General features: G+C 63.0%; 16 protein-coding genes. 6 read left to right on the top strand and 10 right to left on the bottom strand.

The features are described 5' to 3' along the window. Window positions 1-6: 6 nt before the first annotated feature. The 7 genes from purE to IGS61_RS07825 form a co-directional block, all read right to left on the bottom strand. Complete coding sequence (purE, locus tag IGS61_RS07795; protein WP_230539065.1) at window positions 7-504, bottom strand: 5-(carboxyamino)imidazole ribonucleotide mutase; 498 nt, start codon at window positions 502-504, stop codon at window positions 7-9. Window position 505: 1 nt separating this feature from the next. After that, window positions 506-1,399 (bottom strand): phosphoribosylaminoimidazolesuccinocarboxamide synthase, encoded by an 894-nt coding sequence (locus IGS61_RS07800; RefSeq protein WP_230539066.1) that lies wholly within the window; start codon window positions 1,397-1,399, stop codon window positions 506-508. 106 nt (window positions 1,400-1,505) lie between these two features. Further along, window positions 1,506-2,570, bottom strand: a complete 1,065-nt coding sequence (fba, locus tag IGS61_RS07805) for a class II fructose-bisphosphate aldolase (protein WP_010401625.1) — start codon at window positions 2,568-2,570, stop codon at window positions 1,506-1,508. Window positions 2,571-2,648: 78 nt separating this feature from the next. Beyond that, on the bottom strand, window positions 2,649-4,097 hold the full coding sequence (gene pyk, locus IGS61_RS07810; RefSeq protein ID WP_230539067.1) for a pyruvate kinase: 1,449 nt from the start codon (window positions 4,095-4,097) through the stop codon (window positions 2,649-2,651). 111 nt (window positions 4,098-4,208) lie between these two features. Then, on the bottom strand, window positions 4,209-5,420 hold the full coding sequence (locus IGS61_RS07815; RefSeq protein WP_230539068.1) for a phosphoglycerate kinase: 1,212 nt from the start codon (window positions 5,418-5,420) through the stop codon (window positions 4,209-4,211). Between the two features lie 77 nt (window positions 5,421-5,497). Then, complete coding sequence (locus tag IGS61_RS07820; protein ID WP_230539069.1) at window positions 5,498-5,848, bottom strand: AzlD domain-containing protein; 351 nt, start codon at window positions 5,846-5,848, stop codon at window positions 5,498-5,500. Next, window positions 5,841-6,587 carry an AzlC family ABC transporter permease gene (locus IGS61_RS07825; protein ID WP_230539070.1) on the bottom strand — a complete coding sequence of 249 codons (747 nt, stop codon included), beginning with the start codon at window positions 6,585-6,587 and terminating at the stop codon, window positions 5,841-5,843. The genes IGS61_RS07820 and IGS61_RS07825 overlap by 8 nt, the downstream gene beginning before the upstream one ends. Before the next feature lie 258 nt (window positions 6,588-6,845). Between IGS61_RS07825 and IGS61_RS07830 the strand changes: the two genes are divergently transcribed. Genes IGS61_RS07830 through IGS61_RS07845 form a run of 4 tightly spaced genes read left to right on the top strand, consistent with a single transcriptional unit; the run spans window position 6,846 to window position 9,132 of the window. Beyond that, window positions 6,846-7,040 (top strand): zinc-finger domain-containing protein, encoded by a 195-nt coding sequence (locus IGS61_RS07830; protein ID WP_034780619.1) that lies wholly within the window; start codon window positions 6,846-6,848, stop codon window positions 7,038-7,040. A gap of 58 nt (window positions 7,041-7,098) precedes the next feature. After that, window positions 7,099-7,524, top strand: a complete 426-nt coding sequence (locus tag IGS61_RS07835) for a YybH family protein (protein WP_230539071.1) — start codon at window positions 7,099-7,101, stop codon at window positions 7,522-7,524. Then, window positions 7,524-8,549, top strand: coding sequence for a YheT family hydrolase (locus IGS61_RS07840; protein WP_230539072.1), 1,026 nt, complete (start codon window positions 7,524-7,526; stop codon window positions 8,547-8,549). The genes IGS61_RS07835 and IGS61_RS07840 overlap by 1 nt, the downstream gene beginning before the upstream one ends. Continuing rightward, the gene (locus IGS61_RS07845) at window positions 8,542-9,132 is read left to right on the top strand and encodes a DUF2946 family protein (protein ID WP_230539073.1); all 591 of its coding nucleotides are present in this window, start codon (window positions 8,542-8,544) and stop codon (window positions 9,130-9,132) included. The genes IGS61_RS07840 and IGS61_RS07845 overlap by 8 nt, the downstream gene beginning before the upstream one ends. A 3-nt stretch (window positions 9,133-9,135) precedes the next feature. Here IGS61_RS07845 and IGS61_RS07850 read toward each other — a convergent pair whose 3' ends face one another. After that, the gene (locus IGS61_RS07850) at window positions 9,136-10,725 is read right to left on the bottom strand and encodes a M48 family metalloprotease (protein WP_230539074.1); all 1,590 of its coding nucleotides are present in this window, start codon (window positions 10,723-10,725) and stop codon (window positions 9,136-9,138) included. Window positions 10,726-10,922: 197 nt separating this feature from the next. Here IGS61_RS07850 and moaC point away from each other — a divergent pair, with 197 nt between their 5' ends. Further along, window positions 10,923-11,429, top strand: a complete 507-nt coding sequence (gene moaC, locus IGS61_RS07855) for a cyclic pyranopterin monophosphate synthase MoaC (RefSeq protein ID WP_230539075.1) — start codon at window positions 10,923-10,925, stop codon at window positions 11,427-11,429. Here the strand turns inward: moaC and IGS61_RS07860 are convergent, their stop codons facing one another. Further along, window positions 11,430-11,810 (bottom strand): DUF6713 family protein, encoded by a 381-nt coding sequence (locus IGS61_RS07860; RefSeq protein WP_230539076.1) that lies wholly within the window; start codon window positions 11,808-11,810, stop codon window positions 11,430-11,432. A gap of 159 nt (window positions 11,811-11,969) precedes the next feature. Here IGS61_RS07860 and IGS61_RS07865 point away from each other — a divergent pair, with 159 nt between their 5' ends. Further along, on the top strand, window positions 11,970-12,692 hold the full coding sequence (locus tag IGS61_RS07865) for a flagellar brake protein (RefSeq protein WP_230539077.1): 723 nt from the start codon (window positions 11,970-11,972) through the stop codon (window positions 12,690-12,692). 21 nt (window positions 12,693-12,713) lie between these two features. Here IGS61_RS07865 and IGS61_RS07870 read toward each other — a convergent pair whose 3' ends face one another. Then, window positions 12,714-13,178 carry a pilin gene (locus IGS61_RS07870; protein ID WP_230539078.1) on the bottom strand — a complete coding sequence of 155 codons (465 nt, stop codon included), beginning with the start codon at window positions 13,176-13,178 and terminating at the stop codon, window positions 12,714-12,716. Between the last annotated feature and the right edge of the window lie 212 nt (window positions 13,179-13,390).

Raw genomic sequence — 13,390 nt, forward strand, 5'->3', positions numbered from 1 at the left:
AACACATTATTCAGGCAAGACCATGGCCTTGGCGGCGGCCGTTTGCGTCACGCGGAACGCTTCCAGCCGCTCGGCCAGGGCGTCGTCATTGGCGGCAAGCATCGCCACCGCCGTCAGCGCCGCATTCGCCGCGCCCGCTTCGCCGATGGCGAAGGTGGCCACCGGCACGCCCTTGGGCATTTGCAGGATCGACAACATGGAATCTTCGCCGCGCAGGTATTTCGATGGCACGGGCACGCCCAGCACGGGCACGATGGTCATCGCCGCCACCATGCCGGGCAGGTGGGCGGCGCCGCCGGCGCCGGCGATGATGGCGCGCAAGCCGCGCGCGCGCGCGCTTTTCGCGTACGCATACATCTCGTCGGGCATGCGGTGCGCGGAAATGACTTGCGCTTCGTATGGCACGCCAAACTGTTTCAGCATGGCAACAGCGTTCTGCATCACGTCCCAGTCCGAAGACGAACCCATGATGACGCCGACCAGCGGCTTATTCTGCTCGCTCATCTCAGGCCTTCAGCTTCTCGCCCGTCAGGCGTTCGATGGCTTCAAAATACTTGGCCTGGGTTTTTTCGATGACGTCGGCCGGCAGCGCGGGCGCCGGCGCGGTCTTGCCCCAGGTCAATGTTTCCAGGTAGTCGCGCACGAATTGCTTGTCGAACGATGGCGGCGAAATGCCAGGCTGATACGAATCGGCGGGCCAGAAGCGCGACGAATCGGCCGTCAGCACTTCATCCATCAGATGCATGACGCCATTGTCGTCCAGGCCGAATTCGAACTTGGTGTCGGCGATGATGATGCCGCGCGTGGCAGCGTACTCGGCGGCCGTCTTGTACAGCGCGATGGCGACGTCGCGCATCTTGGCGGCCAGGTCGGCACCGATACGCTCTTCCATTTCAGCAAAGCTGATGTTTTCGTCATGTTCGCCCAGCTCGGCCTTGGCCGCCGGGGTGAAGATCGGTTCCGGCAGCTTTTCCGCCTGTTGCAGGCCCGCTGGCAGCTTGATGCCGCAGATGCTGCCCGTGTCCTGGTAATCTTTCCAGCCCGAACCGATGATGTAGCCGCGTACGACTGCCTCGACCATGATAGGCTTCAAGCGCTTGGCCACCACGGCGCGGCCTTGCACTTGCTCCACTTCCTCGGGCGCCACCACGGATTCCGGCGCCACGCCGGTCAGGTGGTTCGGCACGATGTGGCCCAGTTTCTCGAACCAGAAGTCGCTCATCTGGTTGAGGACCTTGCCCTTGCCGGGGATAGGCTCGTTCATGACGACATCGAAGGCCGACAGGCGGTCCGTGGTGACGATCAGGATCTTGTCGTCGCCGACGGCGTAGTTGTCGCGGACCTTGCCGTGGCCCAGCAATGGCAGGGAGTGGATGGAAGTCTGATAGAGGCTGTTCATAGCGGGGGAATAGTTGGATGAAACGAAACCGGCAGGCAGGGAAGGCGCCCGCCGGTCGAGAAAATCGGGCACGGAGCATTGCTTCCGGCCCGTTCCAGACAGAATTTTACTTCACAATTTGCGACAGCTCGCCGGCCTTGTAGCGCTCGGCCATTTTTTCCATCGTGATGACCTTGATCTTCGACGCCTGGCCTTCGCAGCCGAAAGCCTGCATGCGCGCGCGCACGATTTGCTCGGCGGCGGTGCGGGCTGGCTTCAGGAAGTCGCGCGGGTCGAATTTCGACGGGTTCTCAAACAGATACTTGCGGATCGCGGCCGTCATCGCCAGGCGGATATCGGTATCGATGTTGATCTTGCGCACACCGTGACGGATGCCTTCCTGGATTTCTTCGACTGGCACGCCGTAGGTTTCCTTCATGTCGCCGCCGAATTCGCGGATGATGGCCAGCAATTCCTGCGGCACCGACGAGGAACCGTGCATCACCAGGTGGGTGTTCGGGATGCGCGCGTGGATTTCCTTGATGCGGTCGATGGCCAGAATGTCGCCCGTCGGCTTGCGCGTGAACTTGTAGGCGCCGTGCGAGGTGCCGATGGCGATCGCCAGGGCGTCGCACTGGGTGCGCTGCACGAAGTCGGCCGCTTGCGCCACGTCCGTCAGCAGTTGCTCGCGGGTCATGGTGCCGTCGGCGCCATGGCCGTCTTCCTTGTCGCCCTTCATGGTTTCCAGCGAACCGAGCACGCCCAGTTCCGCTTCCACCGTCACGCCGATGGCGTGCGAGAATTTCACCACTTCACGCGACACTTCCACGTTGTATTCGTAGGAAGCGACCGACTTGCCGTCCGCTTCCAGCGAACCGTCCATCATCACGGAAGTAAAACCCGAGCGGATGGCGGCCATGCAGACGGCCGGCGACTGGCCGTGATCCTGGTGCATGACGACGGGAATGTGCGGATACGCTTCGACGGCGGCGTCGATCAGGTGGCGCAGGAACGCTTCACCGGCGTACTTGCGCGCGCCAGCGGACGCCTGCATGATCACCGGGCTGTTGAGCGCATCGGCGGCAGCCATGATGGCTTGCACTTGCTCCAGGTTGTTGACGTTGAAAGCAGGAATGCCATAACCGTTTTCGGCGGCATGGTCCAGCAGTTGACGCATGGATACGAGAGACATGGTAATACTCCAGAGAACAATAGAAACCGTTGCGGCGCTTCGCGGTCGATGACCGCGGCGGCGCCTGAATTCTTACATTTAGTCGAATTCGCCTACTTTGACAATTTTCAAGGCATTCGTACCGCCCACCTGGCCCATCGGCTCGCCCCAGGTGACGACGATCATGTCGCCCTTCTTGACGATGCCCTGCGCCACCAGCAGCTCTTCCGCCTGCTTCAGCACTTGCGCGCTGGGGGCGTTCTGCATCAGATGATACGCCCGAACATTGCGGTACAGCGCGGCTTTGCGCAAAGTCGTTACGCTTGGCGTGAGCGCGTAGATCGGCGTATCGATACTGTGGCGGCTCATCCACAAAGCGGTGGAACCGGATTCCGTCAGCGCCACGATGGCTTTTACGCGCAGGTGGTGGGCCGTAAACAGCGCGCCATAGGCGATCGACTGGTCGATGCGGGTAAACGTAACGTTGAGGAAGTCGGCGTCGAGCTTGTTATATTCGGACTGTTCCGCTTCCACGCAGATGGCGGCCATCATTTCCACCGTCTCGATCGGGTACTTGCCCGAGGCCGTTTCGGCCGACGTCATGACGGCGTCCGTGCCGTCGAGCACGGCATTCGCCACGTCGGACACTTCCGCGCGCGTCGGCACGGCGTTGACGATCATCGATTCCATCATCTGAGTTGCCGTAATGGCAAGCTTATTCGACGCGCGCGCCATCTTGATCATGCGCTTCTGCAAGGCCGGCACGGCCGCATTGCCCACCTCGACAGCCAGGTCGCCGCGGGCCACCATGATGCCGTCCGAGGCGTCGAGAATCTCTTGCAGGGCAGGAATGGCTTCCGCGCGCTCGATCTTGGCGATCATCATCGGCTTGTGGTGGTACGGTTCGCCCGCGATATTGGCCAGCTGGCGCGCCATTTCCATGTCCGTCGCGCATTTCGGGAAGGAAATGGCCAGATAGTCGGCCTGGAAACTCATGGCCGTCTTGATATCTTCCATATCCTTGGCCGTCAGCGCGGGCGCGGACAGGCCGCCGCCCTGGCGGTTGATGCCCTTGTTGTTCGACAACTCGCCGCCAATCTTGACGGTGGTGTGGATTTCGCTGCCTTGGATGCGCTCGACGATCAGCACGATGAGGCCGTCATTCAGCAGCAGCACGTCGCCCTTGTGCAAGTCGCGCGGCAGGGCCTTGTAGTCGAGGCCGACCCGCTCCTGGTTGCCCAGTTCGCCGTTTTCGCCCCACTTGGCGTCGAGGATGAAGCGCTCGCCCGCTTCCAGCTCAATGCGCGTGTTTTCAAACTTGCCGACGCGAATCTTCGGCCCTTGCATGTCGGCCATGATGGCCACTTCGCGCCCGCACTCGGCCGCCGCCAGGCGCACCAGCGCCGCGCGGTCGATATGGTCTTGCGCCTTGCCATGGGAAAAATTCAAGCGCACCACGTCGACGCCCGCACGTATCATTTTGACCAGGATATCGAAGTCGGTGGAGGCGGGGCCGATTGTTGCTACGATTTTTGTACCGCGTGGCATAGGATTCCTTGTGCGCGAGCGAAGGTGAGCAAGGCCGGTTGATCAGGCATCCGGCAAGGTAAAAGCGCAGCGGTCAGGCTGCGCTTGGTATTGCACGACAGTCAGGCTATCTCAGCCAGCACGTTGCATGAGAATTTCCACTGCAGGCAAAGTCTTGCCTTCCAGGAACTCCAGGAAAGCGCCGCCGCCCGTCGAGATATAGCTGATTTGATCGGTAATGTCGTATTTGGCAATCGCCGCCAGGGTGTCGCCACCGCCGGCGATCGAGAACGCTTTCGATTCGGCAATGGCCAGGGCCAGGGTCTTGGTGCCGTTGCCGAACTGGTCGAACTCGAACACGCCGACGGGGCCGTTCCACACGATGGTGCCGGCGGCAGCGATCTGCTGCGCCAGCAGGGCGGCCGTTTTCGGGCCGATATCGAGGATCATGTCGTCGTCCGCCACGTCGGCCACGTCCTTGACAGTGGCGGCAGCGGTCGGCGAAAACTCCTTGGCGCACACGACATCGACGGGAATCGGCACTTGCGCGCCGCGCTTGGCCATGATCTCGATGATGGCTTTCGCTTCCTCGACGAGTTCCGCTTCCACCAGCGACTTGCCGACGTTCAAGCCGACGGCTTTCATGAAGGTGTTGGCGATGCCGCCGCCGACGATCAGGTTATCGACCTTGTCGGACAGGGCTTTCAGGATGGTCAGCTTGCTCGACACTTTCGAACCGGCAACGATGGCCAGCAGCGGGCGGGCGGGCGCGTGCAAGGCTTTCCCCAGCGCATCGAGTTCGGCGGCCAGCAGCGGACCGGCGCAAGCGACGGGCGCGAACTTGGCGATGCCGTGCGTGGACGCTTCGGCGCGGTGGGCCGTGCCGAACGCGTCATTGACGTAGATATCGCACAATTTGGCCATTTTTTGCGCCAGCTCATCGCTGTTTTTCTTTTCGCCCTTGTTGACGCGCACGTTTTCCAGCAGGACGACCTGGCCGGCGGCCAGGTTTTCCAGGCCGGCGCCATCGACCCAGTCTTGTTTCAGTGCAACTTCCTGGCCCAGCAGTTCGGACAGGCGGGCCGCCACGGGCGCCAGGCTGTCGGCCGGCTTGAACTCGCCTTCCGTCGGACGGCCCAGGTGCGACGTCACCATGACGGCAGCGCCAGCGTCGAGGGCGGCGCGGATGGCCGGCACCGAGGCGCGGATGCGCGTGTCTTCGGTGATCTTGCCACTGTCATCTTGCGGGACGTTCAGGTCGGCGCGGATAAACACGCGCTTGCCTTGCAGTGCATTTTGGGCGATCAAATCTTGCAGACGGATGAAGTTGAGAACAGCTGACATGGCGATCCAGATGACGAGTGGAAGGAAGTGCGCTATTTTACCGCAATGACCAGAGCAAATCGCCGATTTGTCCTGCTTTACTGAAAAACGTGCAACAGTCGCAAGCCCGTGAAAACCAGCATGCCGAAGACGATGGTTTGCAGCATATTGCGGCGAATCACAAAAAAGAGCGTGGCGGCAATACCGGACAAGAGTTTCAAATTGGACAAGTCGAAGTGCACTTGCTGCCCGTCCATCAGCATGTCGGGCGCGATGATGGCCGCCAGCGCGCAGGCCGGCGCATAGCGCAGCATCTCGCCCACGCGGCGCGGAATGGTGATGTGGTGGCCGATCAGCCAGAAGGTGCTGCGCGTGGCGGCCGTGGCCACCACCAGCACGGCGATGGCGATCCACACGTCGGCCCTGCCCCAGTCTATGCCGTCAAACATGGCGTTTTGTCCATTTTTCTGTCAATTCTTCCACGGCCATGGCGCTGACCATGCCCGCCACCACAGCCACCAGCAAGCCCAGCTTATACGGCAGGCTGAAGGCCAGCACGGCCACCGCGCCCGCCACCAGCACGCCGCACAGGGCGGCGCGGCTGAGGATCAGCGGCACCGTCACGCACAGGATCGCCAGCGTGCCAGCGAAACCCAGCCCCCATTCGGCCGGCACGACGGCGCCCAGCACGATGCCGATGAAGGAACCGGTTTGCCAGGCCAGCCAGTTGGGGTAGATCAAGCCTTTCAGGAAAGGCAGCTTGGCCGGGTCCGGCGTTTCGTGCGGGTAACGCTGCAGAAACAGGCCCACCGTGATGTCGCCCGCCACATAGCCGAGCGCAAAGCGCTGGCGCCACGGCAAATGCGCGAAATGGGGGGCCAGCAGCACGGAAAATATAACAAAACGCAAATTGACGACGAGCGCCGTGGCGAAGATCACCCACACGGGCGCTTGCGCGGCCAGCAGGGGCAAGGAAGCGAGCTGGGCCGAGCCGGCAAAGACAAACAGGGTCATGGCGCCCGCCTGCGCCACCGTCAGGCCGCTTTTCACCATGGCCACGCCTACCACCATGCCCCAGGCGGCGATGCCCAGCAAGGTGGGCGCCCCCAGGTTCAGGCCGGCGCGCCAGGCGTCTTTCAGCAGGGCATCGTCCTTGTCGGCCAGCACGGCGTTCACGCGGGTGTTCATGCGAGCCCCCGGCAGGCTGGGTGTGGTAACTGCACAACAATGGTGCATGGCGACAAGGGCGGCAACGGTGATACCGGCAAGGCAAATCCAGTCAGTGTGGCGCTGCAGCCGCCATATTTCCGCAAAAAACCGCGCCGCAGCCGTAGATGATCGAGCCGACATTTTAGCCATGATTTTTGCTGTCTGCCTGAATCCGTTAAAATCGTACTTTTGGCAGCAGCCGACTTCCTTCCATACAGCCTCACGGAGCATGACAAGATGACAAAAACCACCCAGCCAGCGGTCGAACTCGACAGTAAAGACTTGCCAGCCCACTGCCCTAACCCGGCCATGCCGCTGTGGTCGTCGCATCCGCGCGTGTTTCTGGAATTCAACAAAGACGGTATCGCCAAGTGCCCGTACTGCGGCACGGCCTACACCCTGAAGGAAGGCGCCAGCGCCGGCCATCATTAAACTGCCCAGCGGCGCGCCCCCAGCGCGCCGTTTTTATGTGCACCAGCCCGGAGTCGTCATGAAACGTCTGAAAGAACTCAATGGCAGCGCCGCGGAAGTCGAAGCGGCGTTCTACGATGCCTTGCACCGCGCCGACCTCGAAGCGCTGATGGCGCTATGGGCCGACGATGAAGAAATCGTCTGCATCCACCCGGGCGGCGCGCGCCTGATCGGCCATGCCGCCATCCGCGCCTCGTGGGAAACCATCCTGGCGGGCGGCGGCCTGCACATCGTGCCGGCGCAACTGCATGAAACGCACAACCTGATGAGTTCAGTGCACACGGTGATCGAAGGCGTGACCCAGGAAGAAGGCGGCCCGGCGCACTTGCTGGCGACGAATGTGTATGTGAAAACGCCGCGCGGCTGGCGCATCGTGCTGCACCACGCCTCCATCGCGCCCGGCGGCGCGCCGGCAGACGCTGCGGGAGCGCAGATCCTGCACTGATGTCTTTATCTCATTCCTACACCGCCCCGCTGTGGCTGCCCGGCGGCCATGCACAGACGATTTATCCGGCCGTGTGCCTCGCCAAGCCGGCCGTGGCCTTCCGCCGCGAACGCTGGCAAGCGCCCGATGGCGACTTCGTCGACGTCGACCTGGTCGACGGCCAGCCGGGCCAGCCCTTCGTGGTGCTGTTCCACGGCCTGGAAGGTTCATCGAACAGCCATTACGCGCGCGCCCTGATGGCCGAGGTGGCCGCACGCGGCTGGTCGGGCGCCGTGCCGCATTTTCGCGGCTGCTCAGGCGAAGCCAACCTGGCGCCGCGCTTTTACCATTCGGGCGATGCGCAGGAAGTGGACTGGGTCGTGCGCACACTGCGCCCGCGCGCCACGGGCAAGTTTTATGCGGCCGGCGTGTCGCTGGGCGGCAACGCCCTGCTGTGCTGGCTGGGCCAGTCGCAGCACCAGGCCGAGATCGTCGATGCGGCGGCTGCCGTGTCGGCGCCCCTTGATCTGGCGCAAGGCGGCAAGGCCTTGTCGTCCGGCGCGAACCGGCTGTACACGCGCATGTTCCTGAACACCTTGAAACCCAAATGCCTGGCCAAGCTGGAACAGTTTCCCGGCCTGTTCGCGCGCGAGGCCATGCTGGCCGCGCGCGACTTGCACGCCTTCGACAATGTCGTCACGGCGCCCCTGCACGGCTACCGCGACGCCGACGATTACTGGCACCGCGCCAGCGCCAAGCACGTCTTGCACGACATCACCGTGCCGACCCTGGTGCTGAATGCGCAGAACGACCCCTTCCTGCCCGGGCGCTTCTTGCCGCGCAGCGCCGCGCCGACGGTCACGCTCGAGTATCCGCGCCACGGCGGCCACGTCGGCTTTGCGGCAGGCAAGTTGCCGGGAAGCACACGCTGGCTGCCGCAGCGCCTGATGCATTTTTTTGAAGGCGGCAACACGGCGCCATCAGCGCCGCAAACCTGTCACGCTGGCGCTGCGCGCACTCACACGGAAAACACTACACATGGATGAACTCGTCAAGCAGGCCCTGGCCAAATGGCCGAACGTGCCCCACTGCTACGGCTGGCTGGGCCTGGATGCGCGCGGCCACTGGCGCATGCGCGACCAGCAGGCGCAACAGCAGCAACTGCCTGGCGACAAGATCGCCCACGTGGCCCTGTTGAGCTTTATCAACCGCAATTATGGCCATGACGAACGCGGTTGCTGGTTTTTCCAGAACGGCCCGCAGCGCGTCTACCTGAACCTGGAAGCGACGCCGTATATCGCCCGCAGCGATCCGCGACACGGTTTTGTCTTGCAGACGGGCGCGCCGCTGGCGGCCATCGAGGCAGCGTATCTGTGCGACAACGGCGCCTTGATCTTGCGCAACGATCATATCGTGGCGCAGGTCGATGACCGCGACATGGCGCAGGTGCTGGCATCGCTGCGCCTCGATGGACAGGCGGCCAGCGACGAGGCCTTGCTGGCCTGGCTGGAAGAAGGGCAAGGAAACTTGACTTTATTACATGACGGCAAGGAGGTCGCCGTGCAGCCGCTGCGCTACGATGCAGTGCCGACAACCTTCGGCTTCCAGCGCGCGCCGCTGGCCGAGTAAAAACTAGCCCTTCTGGTCCTTGATCTGTTCGCGGCGTTTTTCCTGCAACTCGCGCTCGCGCGCATCGATCACGGCCTGGTCATAAAAGGTCGCGTCCGTCGACTTGCGGGCGATCGTCAACTGGTCCAGCGCGGCCATGGTGGCGCCCTGCAGCACATAGGATTCGGCCAGGGCCATGTGCTGCAAGGTCATCTTGCCCTGGTCCGCATAGGCTTTCGCCAGTAAATCGTACAATTCCGGCTCTTCCTTATAGAGCTGCACCTGATCGCGCAAATACAAGGTTGCCTGCTCCAGCTTGCCGGCAGCCATCAGCGCTTCCGCATACTGGTGGGCAATGCCGCGCGAGAGGGGAAACTGCTGGCGCGCAGAGTCCGCCGCCTTCAGGGCTTGCTGCGCCACTTCCTTCTTTTGCGCCGGCATCAACAGCACTTCCAGCCCCATCGCCGCCAGCAGCGAATTGGGGCCCTGCGTGCCGCCCGAGGTAAACACGTTGGGCCCGGCCGGCTGCTGCAGGGCGGCATTGGCCGCATCGAGTTCCTTCTGCGCCTCCGCCGGCTTGCCCTGCTTGACGGCGACAAAGGACAAGCCGTAATGGGCGGCCACCACCTGGAAGCGGCTTTGCTGTTCCAGCTGCGTCTTGAAGACGGCGCCGGCATTCAACAGGCCTTGCACGCTTTCATCCTGCAGCACGCGGGCGCGCGCCCGGGCCAGGTGGAAACTCAGGCTGTCCGGACGCTGCTTGTAGGGCTGCTCGCGGATGCGCGCCTGGATGTCGGCGATGCGTTCCGTCGTCAGCGGGTGGGTCTGCAGATAGGCGGGCATCAGGTCGCTGTACGAACGGCTGGCCGCCTGCATGCGGCCGAAGAAGGCCACCATGCCGGTGGTATCGAAACCGGCTTCGCCCATGATCTGGAAACCGATGCGGTCCGCCTCGCGTTCGGCGTCGCGGCCGAAATTGAGCTGGCGCTGGATGGCCAGGCCCTGGCCGGCGGCAAACACGCCCATGGCCACGTCGCCGCCCGCCCGCGAAGCGAGCGCCGCCAGCAGCATGGCCGCCAGCGGCATCAGGGCATCCTGGCGCTGCTGGCCCAGCATGCGCGCGATATGGCGCTGCGCCACGTGGCCGATCTCGTGCGACAGCACGGACGCCAGTTCCGCCTCCGTTTGCGCCGCCAGCACCAGCGCCGAGTGCACGCCGATGAAGCCGCCCGGCAAGGCAAACGCGTTCAACTGGGGATCGCGCACGGCAAAGAAGAAATAATCGTAATTCGTTTCGCCGCGCACGCTGGGGCGCGCCGCCACGAGGGCGTTGCCGAAGGTATTCAGGTATTCGAGCAAGGGCGCATCGTCGAGATAGTCGCGGTCGCCGCGGATGCCACGCATGATTTCCTCGCCGATCTTGCGCTCCATCGCCGGCGACAGGTCTTCGCGTGACGTATCGCCCAGGTTCGGCAGGTTCGGCGCCGGCGGCACGGCCAGCGGCGTCCAGCTGGAGGCCGGCTTGGCGGCAGCGCCGGCAACCTGCGCCGCAGGGGCGGACGTATAGGTTTGCGCCAGCGCAAACGGCGCCGCCAGCCACAATGCGGCCAGCATGGATGCGCGCCGGGAGCCGCGCCGCCATGCCGCACCGGCGTTTTCAAGTACGATCGGAAGGGGAGTTTTTGAATTCACGGGTGCTATCATACCTTGTTCGCGGCGCCGTTTCCGCGCGACAGGCATGCGATATGCTTGTGGCACGGCTTTGCATTCCGGCATGCCGCACCCTCATTTCCCGACCCTATTTTGACGCCATGACAACAGCAGACAAGCAAGCCCCCGCCGGGGAACTGACTCATTTCGACGCCACGGGCCAGGCCCATATGGTCGACGTGGGCAGCAAGGAAGACACGCGCCGCAGCGCCGTGGCCGCCGGCACCATCCGCATGCAGCCCGCCACCCTGGCCTTGATCATTTCCGGCAATGCCAAAAAGGGCGACGTGCTGGGCATCGCCCGCATCGCCGCCATCATGGGCGCCAAGCGCACCAGCGACCTGATCCCCCTGTGCCACCCGCTGGCCCTCACGCGCGTCACCGTCGACTTCGAAGTGGATGAAGCGGCCAACAGCGTGCACTGCCGCGCCCAGGTCGACACGACGGGCAAGACGGGCGTGGAAATGGAAGCGCTCACGTCCGTGCAGATCGGCTTGCTGACCATCTACGACATGTGCAAGGCCGTCGACCGGGGCATGGTCATGACCAACATGCGCGTGCTGGAAAAGCATGGCGGCAAGTCGGGCGATTGGCACGCCGAGGCGTAATTATGCTACTTGGCGCGCCTGCTGGCCTCGGACGCGGCGCAAGTCGCGCAGCAACCATAGGGCGCACGCCAGGCACAGCCCGATGATGGCCACGGACAGGGGCAGGTGGAACTGTTCCTGTCCCGCCAGCGCAAAGCCGGCGTGAATGAGAAAGGTGCCCGCGCCCAGCGCGGCGCACACTGCCGCATAGCGGGGCGCCAGCCGGGTGTCCAGCAGCACATGCCGGTAACCGGTCAGCACCACGGCGATCGCCGCCAGGTTAAACACCAGAAAACCCTGCACGCCGCCCGGCACATGAAACATTTCCCATTCCCGCCAGTAAGCCGCATCGATCTGGTGCAGGATCAATGACAACATCGTCCAGAAGTAGCTGCGCGACATAAGGTTTACATTCGTTAATATTGACGCAATTGTAAATCTTATGTCGCGGACCGTCACGCACGGTATTCTTGGATAGCAATATCAATTTCATTGATCTAAATGCTTTTTCATCAAGAAATCATGCATACTGCGTATCGACAATATCCAGATGAGCATCGCATGACTAGCAACAAACCCACCGCGGAAAGCAAGCTCCAGGACTTCGAATTCGAGGCCATGAATCTGCAGGTGGGTGGACGCATCCAGTTCATCACGCATCGCACCATCAAACCCATCCAGCATTTCTCGACCCTGATCGGCTATGTGAAGGACGAGTACCTGATCGTCAAGATTCCCATGGAAAACGGCGCGTCCATCGTGCTCAACGAGGGCGACAAGCTGACCATCCGCGTGTTTTCCGGCGTCACCGTGTGTTCGTTTTCCTGCAGCGTGCTGCGCATCTTCGGCCGCCCGCTCAACTACGTGCACCTGAGCTTTCCCGATGCCATCCAGGGCACCAGCCTGCGCACGGCCATGCGCGTGAAAGTGGAGATTCCCGCGCAGCTGAGCTACCGCGACGTGGCGGCCGTGCCCGTCTTCATCGTCAACCTCAGCGTCTCGGGCGCGCTGATCGAGGCGCCCGGGATGCTCACGCCCGACGACGACGGCGTAGCGCTCAGCTTTACCCTGCTAGTGCAGCCGAACAAGCATCAGATGCGCGTCAATACGCGCGCCCGCATCCAGAACGTCAGCGTGAGCAAGCCGTCGAACGGCCACGCCGCCGAAGTGGCGGAAATCTATACGTATGGCGTGCAATTCATCGACCTGGAACCGACCCACTACACGCTGCTGCAAAACCTCACCTATGAAGCACTGATCGCGGACCGGCAAAAAATCGTCTGACGCTGGCGCGGCAGGCGCCGCTCACTGCGTCGCCACCACCTTGGGAATATTGTTCCTGGTAATGGCTTCCTTCGCCGCCGCATTCGTCACGCTGGTGCTGTTAAACCAGCTCAGGCTGCTGGAGCCGACCTGCAGCTCCATGCTCACCGTCTGGCCGCCCATGCCGCTGCCCAAGTCGCCCGCCAGGGTCAGTTCGATATTGCCCTTGTCGACCTTGCCGCTGGCCACTTCGCGCGTCGGACTGAACAAGGGGATGGCGCTGGGCACGGCCTGGGTGGGCGTGCTGCAGGCGGCAGCCAGCCCGCCGTTTTCCTGCACGCACAGGGCCACGGCCGTTTTCAACGGTGCGGCGGCGGCCAGCACGTTGCTGACCTTGGCCCGCATCGTGTAGTCGCCGTACTGGGGAATGGCCACGGCCGCCAGGATGCCGGCGATGGCCACCACGATCATCAGTTCTATCAGGGTAAATCCGCTCTGCGCGCGCATCGCATCCTCCCGGAGTGCAGTTGGTCACGCCGTGCATGGTGCAAGCGCCATGCCAGCGGCACGCCCGGGCAGCGGCGATACACATGGAAAGAAAAGCGACACTTTTTGGCAGGTTAGGACCGACGCCGTCGCCCCAGGCCGGAAAGCGGCGTGTCGTGCGGACAAAAAAAAGGAGCCGAAGCTCCTTTTTTGTCCTGCATCAATACCGGGCT

Source organism: Janthinobacterium sp. FW305-129 (assembly GCF_020858115.1).
Taxonomy (GTDB): Bacteria; Pseudomonadota; Gammaproteobacteria; order Burkholderiales; family Burkholderiaceae_D; genus Janthinobacterium.